General features: G+C 66.2%; 21 protein-coding genes. 14 read left to right on the forward strand and 7 right to left on the reverse strand.

Features of this window, described 5'->3' with window-relative positions; translation table 11 throughout:
- Positions 1-13 precede the first annotated feature (13 nt).
- Entirely contained in the window at positions 14-997 is a 984-nt protein-coding gene (locus IWX78_RS10890) for an amino acid ABC transporter permease (protein ID WP_196833547.1), read from the forward strand.
- Positions 994-1761 carry an amino acid ABC transporter ATP-binding protein gene (locus tag IWX78_RS10895; protein WP_334684686.1) on the forward strand — a complete coding sequence of 256 codons (768 nt, stop codon included), beginning with the start codon at positions 994-996 and terminating at the stop codon, positions 1759-1761. The genes IWX78_RS10890 and IWX78_RS10895 overlap by 4 nt, the downstream gene beginning before the upstream one ends.
- On the opposite strand, the gene hrpA is transcribed toward IWX78_RS10895, so the two are convergent.
- Positions 1758-5603, reverse strand: coding sequence for an ATP-dependent RNA helicase HrpA (gene hrpA / locus IWX78_RS10900; protein ID WP_196833548.1), 3846 nt, complete (start codon positions 5601-5603; stop codon positions 1758-1760). The genes IWX78_RS10895 and hrpA overlap by 4 nt on opposite strands.
- A 129-nt stretch (positions 5604-5732) precedes the next feature.
- Here hrpA and IWX78_RS10905 point away from each other — a divergent pair, with 129 nt between their 5' ends.
- From IWX78_RS10905 to IWX78_RS10940, 8 genes are all read left to right on the forward strand, one after another.
- Complete coding sequence (locus IWX78_RS10905) at positions 5733-6455, forward strand: hypothetical protein (RefSeq protein ID WP_196833549.1); 723 nt, start codon at positions 5733-5735, stop codon at positions 6453-6455.
- On the forward strand, positions 6448-6744 hold the full coding sequence (locus IWX78_RS10910) for a transcriptional regulator (RefSeq protein ID WP_196833550.1): 297 nt from the start codon (positions 6448-6450) through the stop codon (positions 6742-6744). The genes IWX78_RS10905 and IWX78_RS10910 overlap by 8 nt, the downstream gene beginning before the upstream one ends.
- Positions 6741-7658 (forward strand): ABC transporter ATP-binding protein, encoded by a 918-nt coding sequence (locus tag IWX78_RS10915; protein ID WP_196833551.1) that lies wholly within the window; start codon positions 6741-6743, stop codon positions 7656-7658. The genes IWX78_RS10910 and IWX78_RS10915 overlap by 4 nt, the downstream gene beginning before the upstream one ends.
- The gene (locus IWX78_RS10920) at positions 7655-8407 is read left to right on the forward strand and encodes an ABC transporter permease (RefSeq protein WP_196833552.1); all 753 of its coding nucleotides are present in this window, start codon (positions 7655-7657) and stop codon (positions 8405-8407) included. Before IWX78_RS10915 ends, IWX78_RS10920 begins: the two co-directional genes overlap by 4 nt.
- Positions 8408-8465: 58 nt before the next feature.
- The gene (locus IWX78_RS10925) at positions 8466-9305 is read left to right on the forward strand and encodes an aldo/keto reductase (protein WP_196833553.1); all 840 of its coding nucleotides are present in this window, start codon (positions 8466-8468) and stop codon (positions 9303-9305) included.
- A 21-nt stretch (positions 9306-9326) separates the two neighbouring features.
- A complete protein-coding gene (locus IWX78_RS10930) occupies positions 9327-10139 on the forward strand; it encodes a DUF1684 domain-containing protein (RefSeq protein WP_196833554.1) in 813 nt (270 codons plus the stop codon).
- A 71-nt stretch (positions 10140-10210) separates the two neighbouring features.
- On the forward strand, positions 10211-10807 hold the full coding sequence (gene msuE / locus IWX78_RS10935) for an FMN reductase (protein WP_196833555.1): 597 nt from the start codon (positions 10211-10213) through the stop codon (positions 10805-10807).
- 29 nt (positions 10808-10836) lie between these two features.
- Positions 10837-12666 (forward strand): thioredoxin domain-containing protein, encoded by a 1830-nt coding sequence (locus IWX78_RS10940; protein ID WP_196833556.1) that lies wholly within the window; start codon positions 10837-10839, stop codon positions 12664-12666.
- Positions 12667-12669: 3 nt separating this feature from the next.
- Here the strand turns inward: IWX78_RS10940 and IWX78_RS10945 are convergent, their stop codons facing one another.
- From IWX78_RS10945 to IWX78_RS10970, 6 genes are all read right to left on the reverse strand, one after another.
- Positions 12670-13536, reverse strand: a complete 867-nt coding sequence (locus IWX78_RS10945; protein ID WP_196833557.1) for a sulfurtransferase — start codon at positions 13534-13536, stop codon at positions 12670-12672.
- A 107-nt stretch (positions 13537-13643) separates the two neighbouring features.
- Entirely contained in the window at positions 13644-15011 is a 1368-nt protein-coding gene (locus IWX78_RS10950; RefSeq protein ID WP_196833558.1) for an L-serine ammonia-lyase, read from the reverse strand.
- A 161-nt stretch (positions 15012-15172) separates the two neighbouring features.
- The gene (locus IWX78_RS10955; protein ID WP_196833559.1) at positions 15173-15745 is read right to left on the reverse strand and encodes a CoA-binding protein; all 573 of its coding nucleotides are present in this window, start codon (positions 15743-15745) and stop codon (positions 15173-15175) included.
- Entirely contained in the window at positions 15742-17031 is a 1290-nt protein-coding gene (locus IWX78_RS10960) for an O-acetylhomoserine aminocarboxypropyltransferase/cysteine synthase family protein (RefSeq protein ID WP_196833560.1), read from the reverse strand. Before IWX78_RS10960 ends, IWX78_RS10955 begins: the two co-directional genes overlap by 4 nt.
- Before the next feature lie 76 nt (positions 17032-17107).
- Positions 17108-18127, reverse strand: a complete 1020-nt coding sequence (locus IWX78_RS10965) for a putative sulfate exporter family transporter (RefSeq protein WP_196833742.1) — start codon at positions 18125-18127, stop codon at positions 17108-17110.
- Positions 18124-19782: a dolichyl-phosphate-mannose--protein mannosyltransferase gene (locus tag IWX78_RS10970; RefSeq protein WP_334684688.1), complete on the reverse strand. Its 1659-nt coding sequence runs from the start codon at positions 19780-19782 to the stop codon at positions 18124-18126. Before IWX78_RS10970 ends, IWX78_RS10965 begins: the two co-directional genes overlap by 4 nt.
- Before the next feature lie 59 nt (positions 19783-19841).
- Here IWX78_RS10970 and rsmI point away from each other — a divergent pair, with 59 nt between their 5' ends.
- The 4 genes from rsmI (at position 19842) to rsmA (ending at position 24175) form a co-directional block, all read left to right on the forward strand.
- Entirely contained in the window at positions 19842-20660 is an 819-nt protein-coding gene (gene rsmI, locus IWX78_RS10975; protein ID WP_196833561.1) for a 16S rRNA (cytidine(1402)-2'-O)-methyltransferase, read from the forward strand.
- A 105-nt stretch (positions 20661-20765) separates the two neighbouring features.
- Positions 20766-22346: a methionine--tRNA ligase gene (gene metG / locus IWX78_RS10980; protein ID WP_196833562.1), complete on the forward strand. Its 1581-nt coding sequence runs from the start codon at positions 20766-20768 to the stop codon at positions 22344-22346.
- Between the two features lie 57 nt (positions 22347-22403).
- Entirely contained in the window at positions 22404-23339 is a 936-nt protein-coding gene (locus IWX78_RS10985) for a TatD family hydrolase (RefSeq protein ID WP_196833563.1), read from the forward strand.
- Positions 23336-24175, forward strand: coding sequence for a 16S rRNA (adenine(1518)-N(6)/adenine(1519)-N(6))-dimethyltransferase RsmA (gene rsmA / locus IWX78_RS10990; protein WP_196833564.1), 840 nt, complete (start codon positions 23336-23338; stop codon positions 24173-24175). Before IWX78_RS10985 ends, rsmA begins: the two co-directional genes overlap by 4 nt.
- The last annotated feature ends 18 nt before the right edge of the window (positions 24176-24193 follow it).

The following is a 24193-nucleotide window of genomic DNA, read 5'->3' on the forward strand; positions in this document are numbered from 1 at the left end:
CATGCCTGCAGACATGCAGAACCCACCGGCGCAGCGGGACACGGCAGCGCCGGTGGGTGCCGGCCCGATCAAGGCCATCAAACTGCGGCACCCGTGGCGCATCGTCATCGCGGTCGTCCTGGTTGCCATGCTCGCCCTGTTCATCTGGGATGCGGCGCTCAGGCCCGCGTACGACTGGCCTGAGTACGGCAAGTACATCTTCGACCGGCGCATTGCCGCGGCAGCGTGGGTGACCATACAGCTCACCGTCTACTCGATGATCATCGCGATCATCCTCGGGCTTCTGCTTGCCGTGATGCGGCTCTCGCCGAACCCCGTGGTGAAGAGCGTGGCCTGGCTCTACCTCTGGATCTTCCGGGGCACCCCCGTGTACGTCCAGCTCGTGTTCTGGGGCCTGATCTCGGTGATCTACAACACCATCGACATCGGTGTACCGGGACTCCAGCCGCTCGCGTCGTGGGAGACCAGCGAACTGCTGAACACGTTCACCCTCGCCGTGATCGGCCTGGCGCTGAACGAGGCCGCATACATGGCGGAGATCGTGCGCGCGGGTATCCTTTCCGTCGACAAGGGCCAGGAAGAGGCGGCCACAGCCCTCGGCATGAGCTGGCCACAGACCATGCGGCGCATCATTGTTCCGCAATCGATGCGCATCATCATCCCGCCGACGGGTAACGAGGTCATCTCAATGCTCAAGACCACGTCGCTCGTGGTCGCCGTGCCATTCAGTCTTGACTTGTACACCCGGTCGCGTGACATCTCGGCCGTGAACTTCAACGTCGTCTCCATGCTGCTCGTCGCGTCGAGCTGGTACCTGCTGTTCACGTCCATTCTCATGGTCGGCCAGTACTTCCTCGAGAAGCGGTTCTCCCGCGGCATCGGCGCGATGCGCCTCGATAGAAACGCTCCGATCGACGACTCGGCCGATGTCGGAGTGAACACAGGCGCTCAGCCCGCTCAGACACCGAAATCGCACGAGGAAGGGGGCAGGACATGACGGACGCACCGATGGTCCGCGCCGAAAGCGTCTGCAAGAACTTCGGCTCCAACCAGGTCCTCAAGGGCATCACGCTCGAGGTCGCGCGCGGCGAAGTGATGTGTCTCGTCGGACCAAGCGGGTCTGGCAAGTCCACATTCCTCCGCTGCATCAACCACCTCGAGCGGGTCGACGCCGGACGCCTGTTCGTCGACGACGCTCTCGTCGGGTATGAGCAGCGCGGTGACAAGCTCTACGAGCTCAAGCCGAAGGTCGCCGCCCGCCAGCGCCGGGACATCGGCATGGTGTTCCAGCGGTTCAACCTGTTCCCACATATGACCGCGCTCGAGAACGTCATCGAGGCACCGATCCAGGTGCGCGGACTGAGCCGCTCCGCAGCGACGGCGAAGGGCAGGGAACTGCTCGAGCGCGTCGGTCTCGCCGACCATATCGACCATTACCCCGCGCATCTCTCTGGCGGGCAGCAGCAGCGCGTCGCCATCGCCAGGGCACTGGCCATGGAACCGAAGCTCATGCTGTTCGACGAACCGACCAGTGCACTCGACCCGGAACTCGTCGGTGAAGTTCTCGACGTGATGAAGGAACTCGCGAGCACGGGAATGACGATGATCGTCGTCACCCACGAGATGGGTTTCGCCCGAGAGGTCGCCGATTCCCTCGTCTTCATGGACGGAGGGGTCGTCGTCGAGTCCGGTAACCCGCGAGAGGTCCTGGCCAACCCGCAGCACGGCCGGACGCAGGCGTTCCTCTCGAAGGTGCTCTAACCGGCGAGAACCTTGCGGATGCGCTGTAGAGACACACTCTCTGCGGCGCCAATGTTCTGGGCGAACAGGCTGAGCCGGAGTTCCTCGAGCATCCAGCGCGCCCGTCCGAGGTGTGGAGGCGCAAACCGGTCGAGCGGAATCGTCCCGCCAGCTGCTTCGAACAGAGCCGTTGCGGTCTGGATCTCGTTCATCCAGACGCGGTCGCGGTTCGGGTTGTCTGGGAGTTTCTCGGCCCGGTAGGCGATTCCGGAGAGGTATCGGGGCAGCTGCGCCAGCCGCGCCGAACCGGTAGTCGAGACGAACCCGGCGAAGATGAGACCGTTCAGCTGGGCGGTCGCGTCAGACAGTGCGGGGAGCAGCGAGAGGCTCGTCGCCCGCTTCAGCGCCTTCTCTGCGGTGCGGGCCGCGGTGAGGACCTTGGCGGTGAGCGAGACGGTGTCGAACATCGTGTTCATCACGGCGCCGGATACCCGGTCGCGCACGGTTTCGAACTCCACACGCATGAACAAGCATCCGTCAGAGGCAACGCGGAACAGGATGTCGTCGATGCAGGCGATGAGGCAGTCGTCGAAGAGAGCCTGGGTCGATGGGTACGGGCTTGTCGCTAGGACCAGCTTCTCGGCGCCGGTGAGGTGTTGCTGCACGTAGCTGACCGGTGACGGCACGGCGAGGAGCAGCAGCCGCCGGACACCACCGGGCATAGCGCGACGTTGATCGGCCTCGGTCGCCATGATTCGAATGGAGACGGATGTTCGATCGTCGACGAGCGCAGGATAGCCGCGGATGGTGTTACCCGCGTGCCTGGTGTCGACAAAGCGCGGGAGTTCATCGAAGTCCCAGCGGGTGATGCCGGACCGTTCCAGCGCGTTAGGCGTGGCCTCGGCCACCTTCGCCACACTTTCCCGGGTTCGGGAGGCAAGCCGGTTCTGCAGTTCGGCGAGGTCCTTGCCTGCCGCGACCGGCCTGCCTTTCTCATCGACGACCCGGAAGGTCACCCGAAGATGCCCGGGAATGCGTGAGAGATCGAAATCGGATGCCTCGATGGGCATATAGGAGAGCCGCTTGACGGCAATGGCCAGGTGGGCGGCAAGAGTGTCGTTGTTCGTGGCCTGAGCCTGGGGCTGCGGCGGGACGTCCGGCAGTTCTGCCATAAGCCGCCGCGCCCAGTCCGCAGCAGGCACGACGTTGCGGCGAATGGCTTTCGGGAGCGATTTGATCATCGCGGTGACGAGATCCAGCCGCAGCCCCGGCACCTGCCAGTCGAAACCCGCCGGCGAAAGTCGGGGGAGGAGCGGAAGGGGCACCTGTACGGTGACACCGTCGTCGTCCGCGCCGGGTTCGAAGCGGTAGCGGAGGCTCAGTTTCTGATCGCCCTGCCGCCACGTCGGCGGGAACTGGGCGTCGTCGACCTCAGGGGCGTCGTCGGGGAGCAGATCTTCCTGCCGCATCGTGAGCAATTCAGGAGTGACCTTCTTCGCCTGGCGCCACCAACCCTCGAAGCTGCGGGTCGAAAAGACATCGGCGGGGATGCGGGAGTTGTAGAAGTCGAAGACGGCTTCATCGTCGAAGAGGATGTCGCGACGGCGGGTGCGTTCCTCGAGCTCGGCGAGTTCCTTCCGCAGTCGACGGTTGGCCTTGTCGAACGCCTGGGGAGACTCCCACTCGCCTTCCACGAGTGCGTGCCTGAGAAACAGCTCTCGCGAGAGTTCCTGGTCGATGCGCGAGTACTGGACACGGCGGCGGGGCACGATGGCGAGGCCATAGAGCATGACCTTCTCCCAGGCGACAACGGCACCCTGCCCCTTTTCCCAATGGGGTTCGGAATAGCTGCGTTTGACGAGGTCGCCGGCGATCTCCTCGGCCCAGGCCGGGTCGATGGCGGCGTTGGTGCGGGCGAACAGGCGTGAGGTCTCCACGAGTTCGGCCGACATGAGCGCGTTCGGTTGCTTCTTCACGAGTGCTGACCCGGGGAAGATCACGAAACGGGTCTGACGGGCTCCAATGTAGTCACCCTTTCGGGCAGGTCCCGGCCGCCCCTGCTGTTTGCCGCGAGCCGTGTTCGCTGCCGCAGCCGCGGCATCCTTCAGCCCGATGTGCGAGAGCAGGCCGGCGAGAAGTGACTTGTGGATGCCGTCCGGGTTTGTCGCCCGGTCGGAAAGGGTGAGTCCGAGCGGCTTCGACAACTGCCGAAGCTGGCGGACGACATCCTGCCATTCGCGTACCCGCAGGTAGTTGAGGAACTCGGTCTTGCACAGTCGTCTGAATGCGCTCGACCCCAGCTCCTTCTGCTTGTCCTCGAGGTAGTTCCACAGATTCAGGAGGGAAAGGAAGTCGCTCGTCGGGTCGGTGAACCGAGCGTGCTGTTCATCCGCCTGCTGGCGTTTTTCGAGTGGACGCTCCCGCGGGTCCTGAATGGTGAGCGCTGCGACGATCGCCATCACTTCGCGCGAGACGCCGTGTCTCTTCGACTCGACGACCATCCGGGCGAAGCGCGGGTCGATCGGCAGGCGGGACAGGTCGCGTCCGACACGGGTGAGTTTCGGCGTCACCCCCTCCGCAGTGCTGATGGCGCCCAATTCACGGAGCAGGTCGACACCGTCCTTGATGCCCCGCGAGTCCGGCGGCTGAAGGAACGGGAAAGCCTGGATGTCACCGAGTCCGAGCGACACCATCTGCAGGATCACGGCCGCGAGGTTGGTGCGGAGAATCTCGGGTTCGGTGAATTCCGGCCGGGCAGTGAAGTCCTGCTCGGAATACAGCCGGATGGCGATGCCGTCGCTGGTGCGCCCTGACCGTCCTGATCGCTGGTTGGCGGACGCCTGCGAGATCGCTTCGATGGGTAGTCGCTGAATCTTCGACCGCACGCTGTACCGCGAGATGCGGGCCGTTCCTGCGTCGATCACGTACTTGATCCCCGGAACGGTCAGGCTGGTCTCGGCGACGTTCGTCGCCAGCACGATGCGCCGCCGGACCCCGGCCACTGAACTGGGCTGGAAGACGCGGTGCTGTTCGGCCGAACTGAGCCGACCGTACAGCGGGAGGATCTCGGTGACCCCTGCACCGCCTGAGGCGTAGCGGGCGCGGAGGGCGTCAGCGGTGTCGCGGATCTCCGTCTCACCGCTGAGGAAGACGAGGACGTCACCCATCGACTCCTGGGCCAGTTCGTCGAGAGCCGCAGTGATGCCGTCGATCGGGTCCACGTCGGGTTGCGTCTCACCCGCATCGTCCTGATCCTCGTCGTCTGCAGGAACATCGGCCACGAGCGGGCGGAACCGGATCTCGACGGGGAAGGTGCGGCCGGACACCTCGACAATCGGCGCGTCATCGAAGTGGCGTGAGAAGCTCTGCGGGTCGATCGTCGCCGACGTGATAATCAGTTTGAGGTCGGGGCGCTTCGGCAACAGCTGCTTGAGGTATCCGAGCAGGAAGTCGATGTTGAGGCTGCGTTCGTGGGCCTCGTCGATGATGATGGTGTCGTATGCACGCAGCATCCGGTCGCGGTGAATCGCGTTGAGCAGGATGCCGTCTGTCATCAGCTTGACCTTGGTGTCCGAGCTGGCCTGATCGGTGAACCTGACCTGGTAGCCCACGACCCCTCCGAGCTCAACCCCGAGTTCGTCGGCGATGCGCTCAGCGATCGTCCGGGCGGCCAGACGTCTCGGCTGGGTGTGGGCGATCGATTCACGGCCCAGCTCAAGCAGGATCTTCGGCAGCTGCGTCGTCTTTCCCGATCCGGTCGCCCCGGCGATGATGATCACCTGATGGTCGCGAACGACCTCGGCGATCTCGTCCTTCATCTGGCTGACGGGCAGCTCGGGAGGGTAGGAGATCGTGAAAGACATAGCCCTCCATCGTAGGACACTCCGCCCGCGGGCTCGCCGATCCCTTCGCCGTCGTCCGTGGATCTGGCGACCATCGAGGAGCTGACAAATTCATTGACCAAGCAAAGTGGTTTGTGATACAAAGTAACCATGAACTCACCAGACCACGGAGACCGGGCATCCGGATCCACGACGAACGCGAACATACCCGAGGGCGACGAGCCGCTCGACCCGGCAGCCATGCTCGACCTTCTGCAGGTGCAGCAGCGCAGCGTCACCACCCAGATGGGCAGCTTCGTCGGAGTGATCACCGCGACGTGGGGCGTCGCCTGGCTCGTCGGGTTCCTCCTCCTCTGGCTGATCGACGGCGCCCGGCCGGGGTTCGCTCTCCCGCTGCCGATCGCAGCGTGGGGATTCGGCATCCTCATCGCCATCGCGATCGTTATCTCGATCGTCCTCGGCGTGCGCAACAGCCGCGGGGTCAAGAGCTCACCGGCGAGTGTGTTCACCGGTGCCGTCTACGGGTCGACCTGGTCGGTGTCGATGATCGCCCTGTACGTCTTCGGTGCCGGCCTTCTGGTCAACGGGATGCCGCCGTCCGTGGCGAGCATTTACTTCCCGTCCGCATTCGTTCTGATGACCGGGGTGCTGTTCATGGTGTCAGGCGCGATCTGGCACGCCATCCCTGCGCTTGTCAGCGGCATCTGGCTGGTCGTCGTCGCCGTCGTTGCGCCGTTCTTCCAGTACCCCAACCACTACCTCTTCCTCGCGCTGGCCGGCGGCGGTGCCTTTATCGCTCTCGCGATCGGTTCCGAAATCTACGCCAGACGGGTGCGCCGCTCGGCTCGGTCTGGGGCCCGCGATCATGGCTGACCTCGACCCGGTCATCCACGCCCAGGCCCGGCTGCGCATCACCGCTGCACTCGCAACGCTGGAATCCGGCGAGAGCATCTCGTTTCCGCGGCTGCAGGAGATCCTCGACATGACCGCGGGCAACCTTTCCACGCATCTCAGCAAGCTGGAGGCGGCCTCATACGTCCTCGTCACCAAGACCCATCAGGGCAAGACACCCGTCACCTACCTCGAACTGACCAGGAGTGGTCGACGCGCATTCGAGGACTACACCGAATCACTGCGCGCCCTGCTGGGAGAAGTGTCATGACCGCACTCGCTCACTTCGACCACGTCACCCGCCGGTTCGGTCAGGTCACCGCGCTGAACGACGTGTCGCTTGAGATCGATGCCGGCCGCATCGTCGGCCTCCTCGGCCCGAACGGCGCAGGCAAATCGACGTTGCTGTCGCTTCTCCAGGGTCTCCGTCGTCCGACGAGCGGCACGGTCGAACTGTTCGGTGCGAGCCCCTCCGACTACCGCACCCGGCGCTTCCTCGGCTCGACGCCGCAGGAGACCGCGCTTCCTCCCACGCTCCGTGTCGGCGAAGTGATCGACTTCGTCGGAAAACATTTCGAGGACCCGGTACCGACGGCCGCAGTCGCCGATGAGTTCGGGCTGTCGACGATGCTGAGAAAGCAGACAGGGGCGCTCTCCGGAGGGCAGAAACGGCGGCTGAGCGTTGCGCTGGCTTTCGTCGGCCGGCCGAAGCTCGTCCTCCTCGATGAACCGACCACCGGGCTCGACGTGGATGCCAGACGAACCCTGTGGGATGCCGTTCGACGACAGCACGAGCAGGGGGCGACCGTGGTCGTCACCAGCCACTATCTCGACGAGATCGAGGCGCTCGCGGAGCGGGTGGTCGTACTCGGCGGCGGCATCATCCTCGCCGACGACGATCTCGGAGCCGTTCTGGACCGTGTCGGGCTGCGGATGTTGCGCCTGCGGACTCCGGATGTCGCGGCAGTGTCGCGCCTGACGAGTGTCGTCTCCGCCCGGGAGGAAGAAGACGGATCACATACCTTCTTCACTCGGAATGCGGACGCCGCGGTCACCGAGCTGGTGCATTCCGGCATCCCGTTCGGCGGGCTCGCCGTCCGCGGCGCAAGCCTCGAGGAGGCCTTCCTCACCCTCACCGGCGGTGCCAACGGTGCGCCGGCCGTCGAAGGAAGCAGTCGATCATGAGCGTTCTCCGCCTCGCCGTCGTCCACGCGAAGTACTCCCTCCTCGAGACGATGCGCGTTCCCATCGCCGTGATCGGCTCGCTCGTCTTTCCGGCGCTCGCCCTGCTGTTCTTCGTCGTGCCGCAGGAGATCGTCGCCGCAAACCCCCTGTTCGCCACCCAGGCGGTGATCTCGCTCAGTGTGTTCGCCGTGATGTCGAACTCACTGTTCAGTTTCGGTCTCTCCATCGCCGAAGACCGGGAGAAGCCGTGGGATCCGTACCTGCGCACTCTTCCGGCTCCCGGCATCTCGCGGGTCCTCTCCTACATTTTCTCGATCGGCCTGATGGGGCTCGTGGCAATCATCCCGGTGATCGTGATCGGCGGGATCTTCACGGCGGCGGAAGCGCCTCCGTGGCGCATCCTGTTCGGCTTCGGAGCGCTCGCCGTCTCCGCCCTGCCGTTCATGCTCATCGGAATCGCCGTCGGCTACTCGATGCCGTCGAAGGCTGCCATCGCGGTGGTCCAGGTAATCATGTTCGGGTTCGCCTTTGCCGGCGGCCTGTTCCTGCCGCCGATCATGTTCGCCCCGTGGCTTGACACCCTCTCGAAATTCTTCCCGTCCAGGCAGGCTCGCGACGTCGTGATCTGGGCTGTGCAGGGCGGTGAGCTCGAGATCTGGGCCTGGGTCGGCATCCTGATCTGGACCCTCGTCATGCTGGCGGTCGCACTCGTTCTCTTCAGACGCGACCAGGGTCGTCGATTCCGCTGACGGCGAAGCGGAGGCCCCGTCGTTGGGAACACCGGTCACCGAGTGGTTAGCTGGAACGATGACAACATCGTGGAACGGTCCAGTACTTCCCCTCAACTTTGGCACAACCATCCCGCAGCTCGGCTTCGGCGTCTTCAAGGTTGACCCGGACGACACCGAACGCATCGTGACCGATGCTCTCGAGGTGGGCTACCGGCACATCGACACCGCAGCGATCTACGGCAACGAGGAAGGGGTCGGGCGGGCGATCGCGAAGAGCGGCATCCCGCGCGAGGACCTCTTCATCACCACCAAGCTGTGGAACGCAGACCAGGGCACCCAGTCGGCGTTCGACGCCATCGACCTCAGCCTGGGCAAACTCCAGCTCGACGCGGTGGATCTCTACCTCATTCACTGGCCGACCCCGCAGCGTGACCTGTACCGCGAGAGCTGGAAGGCACTCCAGCAGATCCAGGCCGACGGCAAAGCAACGGCGATCGGTGTCTCGAACTTCCTCGTCGAGCATCTCGAGAATGTCATCGCCGACGGCGGTGTGGTCCCGGCCGTGAACCAGATCGAGCTCCACCCCGCCTTGCAGCAGCGTGAGGTTGTCGACTTCTCCCGCGAGCACGGAATCCAGATCGAAGCGTGGGGACCGCTCGGCCAGGGCAAATACCCGCTGTTCGACGAGACGAGCGTTGCTGGGGCCGCTGCCGCCCACGGCAAGTCGCCTGCACAGGTCGTTCTCCGCTGGCACCTGCAGAACGGCTTCATCGTGTTCCCGAAGTCGAACAGCCGCGAGCGTATCGCCGAGAACCTCGATCTTTTCGATTTCGAACTGACGGATGCCGAAGTCGCCGCGATCTCCGCGCTGGAGCGCGACGGTCGGGTCGGCTCGCATCCGAACGACGTCAACTAGCCGGTGGAATCGACGACGTCCATGGCGCTGCCCGACGCTTTCGACACGAGCACCGAGGACTTCTCGGGTGATTGGGTCAGCTGGCATGACGCGAGGGAACGGCGGACCGGGTCACCGCTCGGCCTCGCATCGCTCGCTGCCACCCACTGGCTGGCTGCAGCACCCAGCGCCTACGACGGTGTGCCGGGCCTCTGGCACGCAGCCCCTGACGGCATCGTCGGCACCGGTCACGACCTCGACGGACTGACCCTGCTTCAGGGCGGTCGTCCGCTCGGGGTCATCACAGGCGACGCGGTCACGCTCACCGAGGGGCAGGACATCGAGTGGGGCGATAGACGGTTGCGGTACTTCGAGCGTGACGGGGCCCTCGCGCTCCGCCTGCTCGACCCGGATGCGCCGACCCGCACGGTTCTGCGAGGGATCGACGCGTTCGAGCCGGACGAGCGGTTCGTGTTCACGGGACGATTCCGCGCGGCAGAACCTGAGGCCAGCGTCGAGTTCACCACCATCGACGGCCACCGCTCCGACGACACCCCGGCCGGTGTGGTCGATATCGACCTGCCTGACGGCCCGGTGTCGCTCACCGTCACGCGGGAACGCGGGGGACTCCACGCCGTGTTCGCCGACGGAACGAGCGGTGCAGAAAGCTATCGCTTCCGTTTCCTCGACATGGCTCCTGCCGACGAGAACGGTGCAGTGCTCGTGGATTTCAACCGCGCCTACCTGCCACCGTGCGCCTTCAGCGACTTCTACGTCTGCCCGCTTCCTCCCGCTGGCAACAGGTTCGGGTCGCCGATTCGGGCCGGGGAGAAGAACGTTCTCCTCGCCACCTGACGCATCGGTGCGCATTACGTCGTATTGCGCACCGATGGCGACCGCCGCGTGAAGCGGCGTAGCGTCGCTTCATGGTCGAAATCGCTGGAAACCGTCCCCTCAGGGTCGTCGCCGTCTGCGGCAGCCTGCACGCCCCGTCGAAGACGAGCGTGCTGGTGTCGGCCATTCTCGACACCATCGCGCAACACCACGACATCACCAGGCACGTCATCGAGCTCAGTGACATCGGGCCGGAGTTCGCCGGCGCGCTCACCCGCGAGCAGGTGGCTCCGAGCGTGGAGGAGGAGTTGCAGCGGATCGAAGACGCCGACCTTCTCATCGTCGCCAGCCCCGTCTACCGGGGGTCGTTCACCGGGCTGTTCAAGCACCTGTTCGACTTCGTCGGGCAGTATTCGCTCGTCGACAAGCCGGTGCTCCTCGCGGCCACCGGAGGGGGTGAACGCCACGCTCTCATCCTCGAGCACCAGTTCCGGCCGTTGTTCGGCTTCTTCCAGGCGCTCACCCTGCCGATCGGTGTCTACGCGTCGACGTCTGATTTCACCGAGTACACGCTCACATCGGACACAGTGAAATCGCGGGTGGAACTCGCCGTGCTCCGCGGGCTGCCGTTCGTGCGCAATCGTGACCGCGAATCCGACGAGGTCTCCCCGTACGTGGGTGCCTGGTAGCAGCCGGGCTGTGAACCTAGGCTGGGAGCATGGTCAACCGCCTCGCAACAGCCATCAGCCCGTATCTCCGCTCCCACGCCGACAATCCGGTCGACTGGCGGGAATGGGGACCTGGGGCATTCGCCGACGCGGCCGAACGCGACGTCCCCGTCTTCCTGTCGATCGGCTACTCCACCTGCCACTGGTGCCACGTGATGGCGCGGGAGTCGTTCAGCGATCCCGACATCGCTGCGGTGCTCAACGCCGGTTTCGTGAGCATCAAAATCGACAGGGAGGAGTACCCGTCCGTCGACGCCAGCTACCTGGCCCAGGCCGCAGCGTTCACCGGACAGCTCGGCTGGCCGTTGAGTGTGTTCACCACCCCCGGCGGGGTCGCCTTCCACGCGGGCACCTACTTTCCCCCCGAACCGATCCAGGGTCACCCGTCGTTCCGCCAGGTCCTCGATGCCGTGCAGGACGCCTGGATTCACCGGCGTACCGAAGTCATGCAGAACGCGGCAGCGATCGGTGAAGCGGTTGCGGCATCGATCGTGCCTGACGGCGGAACCCTGCCAGGCCCCGCCGAACTCGACGCCGCTGTCGCACGGCTCGCCGCGCATGAAGACCTCCAGTACGGCGGACTCGGCGGCGCCCCCAAATTTCCCGTCGCCCCTGTCCTCGCCTTCCTGCTCGCCACAACAGACGCGCTCGGCACACGCACGCTCGAACGGATGGCCGCGACGCCGCTGCGTGACCCGGTCGAGGGCGGATTCTTCCGGTATGCAACGAAACGCGACTGGAGCGACCCCCACTACGAACGGATGCTCTACGACAACGCGCTCCTGCTCGACACCTACACGACAGCGTGGGCGGACGACGGTACACGGGAATGGGCGCGAGACGCGGCCGACGGTATCGCGGGTTTCCTTCGCTCGGTGATGCAGCTTTCCACCGGCGGCTTCGCCAGTGCTCAGGATTCCGAGTCGACGATCGACGGCATCCGCTCGGAGGGCGGGTACTACGCGGCGGATGCGGTCGATCGAGAGCTGCTCGAACCGCCGGCGCTCGACGAGAAAGTGCTCGCAGGCTGGAACGGGCTGGCGATCGCCGCCCTGGCCCGTGCCTCGGTCGTGTTCGACCGGGCGGACTGGCTCGAGTCGGCGCGCTGGGCAGCCGACTACCTTCTCGAGAACCACATCGACAGGGATGGACGTCTCATTCGTGCCTCTGTGGCTGAACGGCGATCGGCCGCTCGGGCCACACTCGAGGACTACGGCATGCTGGCCGATGGCCTCCTCGTGCTCTCCTCGGCGACCGGGGAACCCGCATATGCGATCGCCGGCCGCTCGCTGGTCGACGACATTCTCGCTGCCGGCGCGGCTGCGGGCGGCTCAGCGGTCTTCACGGAGCCAGGGGGAGGGGACCCGGTGCTTGCCGGTCACGGCCTCACCGTCGCCGGTGACCCGTCTGAGGGAGCGTATCCGTCGGGGATCAGTGCGAGCGCGCAGGCGGCGTGGCGGCTTCACCTGCTGACCGGCCGTCGCGACTACCTCGACGCGGCACGAACGGCGCTCGAGCCGCTCGCCGAACTCGCGGTCGCGAACCCGGTCTCATTCGGGGCCGCGCTGACCCTGATGCGCCGGTTGACCAGCGCGTCGGTGCAACTCGTTGTGGTGAGCCCTGACGACAGTGTGAACGAGGCCCTGCCTGACAGCATCAGACGGAAGCTCACCGACGTGACCGCTGTGGTCACCGAGCAGCAGGCCAGAGAGTTCGCGTCGGCGGGTTTCGACCTGTTCAGAGGGCGAACGACCCGGAACGGCGCACGAGCGGCTTACCTGTGCGAGGATTTCGTCTGCCAGGTGCCGACGGAGGTGTGAACGTCAGACGACACGTGGTGCAGACGGGTCTGCGGCCCATTCGTCGAGCGAGCCGTCGTACACCATCACGTTTGGCCGACCGGCGAGCACGAGGCTCAATGCCGTTGCGGCCGCAGCGACACCTTCGCCGCAGTACGCGATCACGCGCTCGCCATCGGAGACGGCCCGGGGGTAGAGGGCGAGAAGTGCCCGCGGTTCGAGGAAGGTTCTCGAGCCGCGTTCGACCAGGTGAGCAGCGGGAACGTTGACGCTGCCGGGGAGATGACCCGGGCGTCGATTTGATCCGGTGGTGCCCCGGAACTCGCCCGGGGGGAGCGCGCAGACGAGCACACCGGGGTCCGATCCGGCAACGATGCGCTCCACCTGCGATTTGTCGGCCCAGATGCCCGGCTTCTCGGATGCGACGATTCCGCCGATCCGCGCTTCGACCGCGCCGGCGTCGGTGTCGCGCCCCTCGACCAGCCACGCGGTCAGTCCGCCGTCGAGCACCGCCACGGTCTCGAACCCGAAACCGAGCAGCAGCCACCACAGCCGTGCCGCCCAGACCCCGCCGCCGCTGTCGTAGACGACGACAGCGGTCGATTCCCGGATCCCGACGGATGCCGCAGCGCGCTCGACCACGACGGCATCCGGTCGGGTGAACGGATGAGTCCCGTCCGGATCGCTGAACACATCGAGAAGGTCGGCGAAAACGGCACCGGGAATGTGGCCGTCGACGAGGTGCCGCTCGCGACCGGAGAGATATTTTCGCGCTCCAGAGCTGTCGCGCATCACGAGCACGGTGGCATCGAGCACGACGAGGTCGTCCGATCCGAGATGGTCGGCCAGCCATTGCGTCGTCACGGTCGGACCGCTGAGGAGGGGAGGCATGATGACACGCTACGACCGGGCGGAAGCACTGCGCCTCTGAACCTGACACACACCGTCACCGGGCGTCATATCGTGTCGGGTTGCCTGACCTGGAGCGCAGTGTCTGCTCAGCACTCGATGACGTTGACGGCGAGGCCGCCCTCGCTCGTTTCCTTGTACTTGGTCGACATGTCGACCCCGGTCTGGCGCATTGTCTCGATCACGGTGTCCAGGGAGACGAGATGGCTGCCGTCGCCGTGCAGCGACAGCCGCGCGGCGCTGACGGCGGTGGATGAGGCGATCGCGTTCCGTTCGATGCATGGCACCTGCACCAGGCCGCCGACCGGGTCGCAGGTCAGCCCGAGGTGGTGTTCCATCGCGATCTCGGCGGCGTTCTCGACCTGCCCGGGTGTTCCGCCGAGCACGGCGCAGAGCGCACCGGCAGCCATCGCGCACGCCGATCCGACCTCGGCCTGGCATCCACCTTCAGCACCGGAGATCGAGGCGTTCGCCTTGAACAGCGAGCCGATCGCTGTCGCGGTCAGCAGGTAACGGCGGATGCCCTCGGCGGACGCTCCCGGCACGAATCGGAGATAGTACGAACCGACCGCCGGGATGATTCCGGCAGCCCCGTTGGTCGGGGCTGTGACGACACGGCCGCCCGCAGCGTTCTCCTCGTTGACGGCAAGGGCGAACGAGTGAAGCCACTCGCCGGGGAGTTCCCGGCCGCTCTCGGCTTCGGCGATCTCGAGATGCTGCCGCACGGCGGCGGCACGCCGTTTCACTCGCAGCCCGCCGGGGAGCTCACCGGAACCGGCGAGTCCGTTCTCGACCGACTCGCTCATGGCCGCCCAGATGGCGTCGAGTCCGGCGTCGACCTCGGCCGCCGACCTGACCGCTTCCTCGTTGCGTCTCGCGATCTCGTCGATCCGCAGCCCGGAGCCGGCGCACAACTCGAGAAGCACAGCCGAGCTGGGGAACGGCATCGGGTAGTCCAGCGTCGACCGGGCGGACAGGTCCTCGCCCTCTCTGCGGATGAAGCCGCCGCCGACGGAGTAGTAGGTCTCGCTGGCGAACGGTGTCGGACCGCCGTCCCACGCCGACAGCGTCATCGCGTTGGGGTGTCCTGGCAGCCGGGTGCGCGGTTCGAAGCTGACATCCGCCTGCTCGAAAACGATCGGATGCTCGCCGCCGAGCCGCAGAGTCGCACCGGGCGTGAGGCCGGTCCATGCGCTACGCACTGCAGCGGGGTCGCATGTTTCGGGTTGCATGCCGGCGAGCCCCGCGACGACGGCATCCGGTGTTCCGTGACCGATGCCGGTCGAGCCGAGCGAGCCGTAGAGCACACACGTGACGCGGACGACCGAATCGAGGGATCCGGCGCCCCTGATCACGTCGACGAACGCACGGGCAGCACGCATCGGACCCACCGTGTGCGAACTCGACGGACCGATGCCGATCGAGAACAGCTCGAATGCAGAGACGTAGGCCGTCATGTCGCCTCCTCGCGAATCCTGCTCCCCGAAGGAGCACCCCGCCACTCTAAATGCGGCGGGGAGAGACGGCGTCACGGGCAGCACGTGTAGGCGGTGCTGCGCAAGAAAACGGTGCAGATTCCGATGAAGCCGGCCGAAAGTTGCGCGGCCGGGTCGAATCCTTAGCGCAGTCCCTTGCGGGAGGTGATCTGGCCGGTGTCGAAGCCGAAGAGGTTGAGCCCGCCGTTAAAACGGGCGTGCTCGACCTTGATGCAGCGATCCATCACGACGGTGAGCCCCTTCTCCTCGCCGTAGCGGGCAGCCTCTTCGTTCCAGATCCCGAGTTGAACCCAGACCGTCTTCGCACCGCTGGCCAGCACGTTCTCGATCACAGACGGTATGTCGCTCGCCTTGCGGAACACGTCGACGATGTCAGGCACCTCGGGAAGCGATGCGAGGTCCGGGTATGCCTTCTGACCGAGGATCTCGTCAGCGTTCGGGTTGACGAAGTACACGCGGAAGTCGCTCGACTGCAGCAGGTACGTCCCGACGAAGTAGCTGGAACGGGCCGGGTTCGGCGAGGCACCGACGATCGCGACCGATTTCGCGTCGCGCAGGATGCGGAGTCTTTCCTTCGCGTCAGGACCCACCCACGTCCGCTGCGATTTCAGCAGTTTGGCGAGGGGGGAGTCTGCAGGGAGCGAACAGGTGAGGCCGTTCTGCAGCTGGGTGGGAACGAGGTCGGTCATGGTCATGCCTCCACTGCCTGAGTGAGCGCCTGGTCCAGGTCGTAGATGATGTCGTCGACGTCTTCGATGCCGACGCTGAGCCGGACGACGCCCGGCAGGACCCCGGCGTCGACGAGTTGCTGCTCGGTGAGCTGCGCGTGCGTCGTCGATGCGGGGTGGATGATGAGGGTCTTGGTGTCGCCGATGTTGGCGACGTGGCTGGCGAGGTCGACGGACTCGATCAGTTTCTGGCCGACGGCCCTGCCACCCTTGACCACGAAGCTGAACACGCTGCCCGGCCCCTTCGGCAGATACTTCTTCGCCCGGTCGTGGTGTGGGTGCGACGCGAGGCCGGCCCAGTTGACGGCGTCGATCCGCGGGTCCTGCTCGAGCCATCGCGCGACGGTCGCCGCGTTGTCGACGTGGGCCTGGATCCGGTACGACAGCGTCTCGACGCCCTGCGCCAGCTGGGCGGCCGACGTGGCCGAGAGGGCCGGACCGATGTCACGCAGCTGCTCGGCCCGGAGGCGGGTGAGGAAGGCGTACTCGCCGAAGTTGCCCGACCACTCCAGTCCGCCGTAACTCGGGACCGGCTGCCCGAACAGCGGGAACTTGTCACTGTGCCAGTCGAACCGCCCGCTCTCGACCACGACGCCGCCGAGCGTGGTGCCGTGTCCGCCGAGGAACTTCGTTGCGGAGTGTGTGACGATGTCTGCGCCCCACTCGATCGGCCGGTTGAGGTACGGAGTCGCGATGGTCGAGTCGATGACGAGAGGGATACCGTGCGCGTGAGCGACGTCGGCGAGACCAGCGATGTCGGCGATCTCCCCTGACGGGTTCGCGATGGTTTCGGCGAAGATCAGCTTGGTCTTCTCGGTGATCGCCGCCGCGTAGTCCTCAGGGTTCGCCGACTGGACGAAGGTTGTCTCGACGCCGAACCGGCGCAGGGTGACGTCGAGCTGGGTGATCGACCCGCCGTAGAGGTTCGCCGACGCGACGATGTGGTCACCGGCCCCGACGAGGCTGGCGAAGGTGATGTACTGCGCAGCGAGACCGGATGCCGTCGCGACGGCGCCGAGGCCACCCTCGAGGCTCGCAACCCGTTCCTCGAAACTCGCCACAGTGGGGTTCGCGAGACGGGAGTAGATGTTTCCGTACTTCTGGAGGGCGAATCGCGCGGCAGCATCCGAGGTGTCGTCGAAGACGAAGGCCGTCGACTGATAGATGGGAAGCGCTCGGGCCCCCGTCGCTGAATCAGGGATGTTGCCTGCGTGGATTGCCCGGGTGCGGAAGCCGTATTCGCGATCTGCCATCCCTCGAGGTTACCGGCTGTCTCGCGAGCGGGCTCTGCGCCGTCGTAACACTGTGACGCATGCTCGCGACAGGCGGTCAGCCTGCGATATGCACGGCGGTGAGTGCGAGTCCGGCGATGAGGATCCACGACAGCAGTCCGACCAGCAGGGACCGCGACCCTGTGGTCAGCATCCGCCGGAGATTCACCCCGGCACCGAGGGCGAACAGCGCCATGGCGAGCAGAACCGTCTGTAGCCCGTCTGCAGCACCGAGCACCTCGTCAGGGAGGGGGACGAATGTCCGCACCAGAATTGCGGCGATGAACCCGGCCACGAACAGGGGCACGAGAGGCGGACGCTTCGCCGTCGTCGTGACCGATCGGCGGCGTTCGACGACGGCCGCGACGGCGACGATCGGGGCGAGCATGAGCACGCGCGTGAGTTTGACGACGAGAGCGATGGCGAGCGCGCCGGATCCGGCGAGCTGCGCGGTCGCGACGACCTGGCCGACGTCGTGGACCCCGGCGCCGACCCAGTGCCCGAATTCGATGGTGTCCAGGCCGAGCGGATGCCAGAGGGCGGGCAGCACGAAGATGGCGAGCGTTCCGCACAGGGTGACGAGCGCGATCGGTGCCGCCTGGTCGGAGTTCTTCGCCCGCACCACGCCTGCCATCGCTCCGATGGCGCTGGCGCCGCAGATGGCGAAACCGGTGGCAAGCAACAGGGGTTCGGAGCCGGGGAGACGGAACAGTTTGCCGAGCAACCAGGTCCCGCTGAAGGCGAGGAGGACGACGGCCACCGTGCTGAAGAAGGTGACCCAGCCGAGACCGGCGACGTCGACGAGGCTGAGTTTGAGGCCGAGCAGCACGACGCCGATCCGCATCAGGCGTCGGGCGGACAGCGCGATCCCCGGGGCGAGTACGCCGTCGAGGAAGGCGCGGGTGACCGGAAGCTGCCCGACCACGATGCCGAGGATCACGCACACGGTGAGCAGTGGCACCACCGGAACGACGAGATGGATGCCGGCGGAGACTCCGACAGCTGCCGCGGCGACGAGGAGACCTGGCGTGAGCGCACGCCAGCCGCCCGGTGCTGCTGCGACGCGCGTCGGGGTCAGATCCACGTCGGCAGCCAGGAGTGGAGCATCCAGAACCAGTACGGAACGGTGGTCGCCGACCACAGCGGGTACCAGAACGCGGAGAGGAGCGTCGAGGCGATGAGGAACACGAAAGTCAGACCGATCCCGCGCTCGCGCCGCCAGCGTTCGTCGGTCGGTGATCCGAGCACGATTCCGATGGTCAGGACGAGACCGAGCAGCAGGTAGGGGAGGAAGACGATCGTGTAGAACTGAAAAACCGTTCGCTCGGTGTACAGCAGCCACGGCAGGTATCCGGCGACGATGCCCATGAGGATGAGGCCGACCCGCCATTCGCGGTACCGGGCGAGCCGGTAGACGAGGTAGAGCATCGCGGCGACGGCCGCCCACCAGATCAGGGGATTCGCGATCGACGTGATGGCCTGGGAACACGGTTCAGCGACACAGCCGTCCTCACCCGCGCCGGGGGAGGCGTACCACATGCCGGTCGGGCGGGTCATCGCGAGCCAGCCGAGCGGGTTGGCAGAATACGGGTGCGGCTGGGTGAGACCGACATGGAAGGTGTAGATCGACTGCTGATAGTGCACGAAGCTCTGCCAGGCCGGAGGCACCCAGGAGAACGCTCCCGTCCAGGCGTTCCCTGCCTGTGTGGCCCATTGCCGGTAATACGCGTTGTCAGACAGGAACCAGCTGGTCCAGGTCGCGAGGTAGACGGCGAGGGCTGGGGGGACGAACGTCAGGAAAGTTGCAGGACCCTGGGTGAGGACCGAGGAACTGCTCCACAGCCCGAGACCCAGTCGCCGCCGGGCGAGAGCATCCACGACGATGAGATACAGGCCGAACGCGGCGAGGAAGTAGAGCCCGCTCCACTTCACACCGCTGGCGAGACCGAACATCAACCCGGCGGCCAGCACCCAGGGGCGCCACCAGATCACCGGACCCCAGAGCGGTTCCGTGCCGCGCGCGCGGACGGCGGCCACCCGGTCGCCGAGGATGCGTTCGTGTCTGCTCCGGTCGAGTAACACACAGCCGAAGCCGAGCAGCGTGAAGAGCATCACCGAGTTGTCGAGCACGGCCACCCGCGACATCGCGATGGCCTGGCCGTCGATGGCGAGGAGGAAACCGGCGACGACCGCGAGGAGCGTCGACGCGAACAGCCGGCGGGCGACGAGCATGAGCACGACGACGGCGAGAGTGCCGACGATCGCCGTCGAGATCCGCCAGCCGAAACTGTCGCCGGCGCCGAACGCGGCCATCCCGATGGCGATCAGCCACTTGCCGAGTGGCGGATGCACGACATAGGACGGGTCGCTCAGGAACCCGTCGGTGTCCCCGCCGTTGAACGCGGCATCCGCATTCTCGGGCCAAGCGGACTCGTAGCCGTTCGACCACAGCGTCCAGGCGTCCTTCACGTAGAAGGTCTCGTCGAACACGAGCGCGTGCGGGTGGCCGAGGTTCCAGACCCGCAGAATGCCCGCGAACAGGGTGACCAGGATCGGCGCGCCCCAGTACCAGGCCAGCCGGCGGCGCCTCGTCGAGAGCATCCGTCCTGCCCAGTCGTCCAGCCGCGAACCGCGTTCGACCGGTTCGACTGCGACCTCGTCGGTCGGATCGGGGGCGTCGCCCGGCTGACCGGCGACGACCTCGACGAACGGCGCGCGATTCGGGGTGGACACCCTGCAATGCTAACCACCGGTGCGGCTCCGCCGAACGGGCGGGATGGGAGACTGGAGCCATGATCATCCTCGCAGCGACCCCGATCGGCAACCTCGGCGACGCGTCGAAACGCCTCGTCGACGCGCTCAGCACCGCGGAGGTCGTCGCCGCAGAAGACACCCGCACGACGGTGAAGCTCCTCAAAGGGCTCGGCATCGCGCACAAGCCCCGGCTGGTGAGCCTGCATGAGCACAACGAACGCGAGAAATCTGCCGAACTCATCGAGCTCGCGCGGGAGAGCGACCTGCTCGTGCTCAGCGATGCGGGAATGCCGACCGTCTCCGATCCGGGCTACCACCTCGTCGTCGCCGCCGTCGCTGCCGGCGTCGGCGTCACCGTCATTCCCGGTCCGAGCGCGGTCATCACGGCGCTCGCCGTCTCCGGGCTGCCGACCGACCGCTTCACCTTCGAGGGGTTCCTGCCGCGCAAGCACGGGGACCGGGTACAGGCGCTGCGGCTGCTCGAACATGAAAGACGCACGATGGTCTTCTTCGAGTCGCCGAACCGACTGGCCGCCTCGCTCGCCGATGCGGCATCCGTTTTCGGCGCCAACCGGCGCGTGGTCGTCTGCCGTGAGCTCACCAAGATGTTCGAAGAGGTCAAGCGCGGGACCGCGACGGAGCTGGCCGAATGGGCCGAGGCCGGGGTGCGTGGCGAGATCTGCGTCGTCGTTGCCGGAGCGGAGAAGCGCGAGTTCGACCTGCATGACGGCGTCGTCCAGGTGCTCGAACTCGTCACGGCGGGGGAGCGGCTGAAGGATGCCACGGCGCAGGTCGCCGAAGCGACCGGGTTGAGCCGTCGTGAGCTGTACCAGGCCGCCCTCGCGGTCAAGAACTGACGCGAGTTGCGGGGTTTGCGGGGTCGCAGCGTCCCGTCACCCCCTCAAACCCAGTAACTCGGGCGGGGGCGTAACCCATCAGAGTCCGGCCATAGGATTGTTCCCATGGCCAGCGGCAAATCCTTCTACATCACCACGCCCATCTTCTATGTGAACGATGCGCCCCACATCGGCCATGCCTACACCGAGGTCGCTGCAGACGTTCTCGCACGCTGGCACCGCCAGGCGGGCGACGACACCTGGTCGCTGACCGGCACGGACGAGCACGGCGAAAAGATCCTCCGCACCGCCACAGCGAACGGCACGACGCCGAAGGAATGGGCGGACAAGCTCGTCCACGAAGCGTGGAAACCGCTGCTCAAGACCATCAACATTCAGAACGACGACTTCATCCGCACCACGGACGAACGCCACGAGACCAACGTTCAGCTGTTCCTCCAGCGCTTGTACGACGCCGGGTACATCTACTCCGGCGAGTACGAGGCCCTCTACTGCGTCGGTTGTGAAGAATTCAAGCCGCAGTCCGAGATCGTCGACGGCACCGGTCCGTTCAAGGGTCAGAAGGTGTGCGCGATCCACTCCAAGCCGCTCGAACTGCTGCGCGAGAAGAATTACTTCTTCCGGATGAGTGACTTCACCGAGCGCCTGCTCGCCCTGTACGAGGAGCGTCCGGACTTCGTCCAGCCCGAGTCCGCGCGCAACGAAGTCATCCAGTTCGTCCGTCAGGGACTCAGCGACCTGTCGATCTCGCGATCGAGTTTCGACTGGGGCGTCAAGGTTCCGTGGGACGACTCCCACGTCGTCTACGTCTGGTTCGACGCGCTGCTCAACTACGTCACCGCCGTCGGTTACGGCCAGGATGAGGAAGAGTTCGCCCGTCGCTGGCCTGCGACCCACATCGTCGGGAAAGACATCCTCCGGTTCCACGCCGTCATCTGGCCGGCGATGCTCATGGCCGCAGGACTCGATGTTCCGAAACAGGTCTTCGGGCACGGCTGGCTCCTCGTCGGTGGCGAGAAGATGTCGAAGTCGAAGCTCACCGGAATCGCGCCAACCGAGATCACCGACACATTCGGGACGGATGCCTTCCGGTACTACTTCATGCGCGCGATCGCCTTCGGACAGGACGGCTCGTTCAGCTGGGAGGACCTGTCCGCCCGGTACCAGGCCGAGCTGGCGAACGGTTTCGGCAACCTCGCTTCACGCGTCGTCGCCATGGTGGCCAGGTACTTCGACGGTGTCGTTCCCGCAGAGACCGACCCGCTCGAGGCCGACCTGGCCATCCGTGCCGTCGTGGCCGAGGCATCCGCTCACGCGGACGCTGCCATCGACAAGCTCGCCATCCACGACGCCCTCGCGTCGATCTGGACGATCGTCGACGAGCTGAACGGCTACATCACCGACCAGGAGCCGTGGGCTCTCTCGAAGGACGACGCCCACCGTGACCGTCTCGGCACCGTGCTCTACACGGCCCTCGAAGGGTTGCGCGCCCTCGCGGTGCTCCTGTCCCCGGTTCTGCCCGAGGCGACAGCACGGCTGTGGACGTCGCTGGGAGCGACAGTTACCCTCGGCGAGCTCGACGCTCAGCCGCTCCGCGAGGCAGGCACGTGGGGCCAGCTTTCCGCCGGGATCACGGTCTCGCCGCTCGAGGCCCTGTTCCCGCGGATCGAGAGCACGGTCGCCTGACCCGAGCAGCACTGGCGGGGCCGTCCCCGTCCGGCAAAGTGGGGTACCGTCGAAGCCATGACTGATTCCGGTTCGACGCGCACGGAGCTCAGCTACCCTCCGCTTCCTGAAGCGCTGCTGGTGCCGGTGTACGACAACCACACGCACCTCGACCCCGCCGTCTCCTCCGGGCGCCCTGTCGCCGACGATGCGCTCGGCTACCGCGAGCAGCTGGATCGGGCGTCGAGCGTCGGAGTGCGCGGGATCGTCCAGGTGGGCACCGACGTCGAGAGTTCGATCTGGAGCGCCGAGACCGCCGCGATCGAACCACGGATGCTCGCCGCCGTCGCGATCCACCCGAACGAGACGCCCAGGCTCGACGCCGACGGAACACTCGACGCCGCGCTCGCCGTGATCGACGAGCTGGCATCCCGGCCCCGGGTGCGGGCCATCGGCGAGACAGGGCTCGATTTCTATCGCACCGGCCCGGATGGCCGCGAGGCACAACAACGGTCCTTCGAGGCCCACATCGCCATGGCCAAGGCACATCACCTCGCGCTGCAGATCCACGACCGTGACGCTCACGCCGAGGTCCTGGAGACGCTGCGTCGGGTGGGCGCCCCCGAACGCACCGTGTTCCACTGTTTCTCCGGCGACGCCGAGCTGGCCCGCGAGTGCGCGGAGAACGGCTGGTTCATGTCCTTCGCCGGTACGGCCACGTTCAAGAATGCGCAGAACCTCAGGGATGCGCTCGATGTCGCGCCACGGAGTCTGCTCCTCGTCGAAACGGATGCGCCATACCTCACCCCGATGCCCTACCGTGGCCGGCCGAACGCCCCATATCTGCTGCCGCACACCGTCCGCGCGATCGCCGCCCACGTCGGCACCGATCCGTCGATGCTCGCCGCCCAGATCTCGTCGAACACGGAGTACGTCTACGGCCACTGGGACGATGAACCGGTGACCTCGCAAACCGACCCGTACGACACCCCCACCCAGAAGGACGGCGAATGAGTCTGCTCGGCCCCGCAGAGATCCGTGACCTCGCCGAAATGCTCGACGTGCAGCCCACGAAGAAGCTCGGCCAGAACTTCGTCGTCGACGCGAACACGGTCCGTCGGATCGTCAAGGTCGCAAAGGTGGCCGCTGGTGAGCACGTCGTCGAGGTCGGCCCCGGTCTCGGCTCGCTGACTCTGGGACTTCTCGCCGCAGGAGCGAGCGTCGTCGCCGTCGAGATCGATCACCGCCTCGCCGATCAACTGCCCAGGACCGTCGAGCTCCTGCAGCCGGGAGCGCCGCTCACCGTGGTCAGCGCAGATGCCATGCGCATCACCGATCTCCCCGGCGACCCGACTCGGCTCGTCGCGAACCTGCCGTACAACATCTCGGTGCCGGTGTTGCTGCACCTCCTTGAGCACTTCGAATCGATCCGCGCAGGCGTTGTCATGGTGCAGGCGGAGGTCGGTCACCGGCTCGCCGCAGAACCGGGTTCGAAGATCTACGGCAGCCCGAGCGTCAAGGCCAGCTGGTACGGTGCCTGGCGAACAGCGGGCACCGTCAGTCGGCAGGTCTTCTGGCCCGTCCCGAATGTCGACTCCGTGCTGGTCGGGTTCGACCGTCGTGACGACGCGATCGGTACCGAAGACGAGCGTGTCACCACCTTCGGCATCGTCGACGCTGCATTCCAGCAACGACGCAAGATGCTCCGGCAGTCGCTTGGCCAGCTCCTCGGTGGCTCTGCTGCCGCGACGGACGCCATGACCGCTGCGGGGATTGCCCCGACGGCACGCGGTGAGGAACTCACCGTCCACGACTTCCTCGCGATCGCACGTGAGGTGGCGAAGCGCTGAACGCCCGGTCAGCCGCGC

Source organism: Mycetocola sp. CAN_C7 (genome assembly GCF_015752285.1).
GTDB lineage: Bacteria > Actinomycetota > Actinomycetes > Actinomycetales > Microbacteriaceae > Mycetocola_A.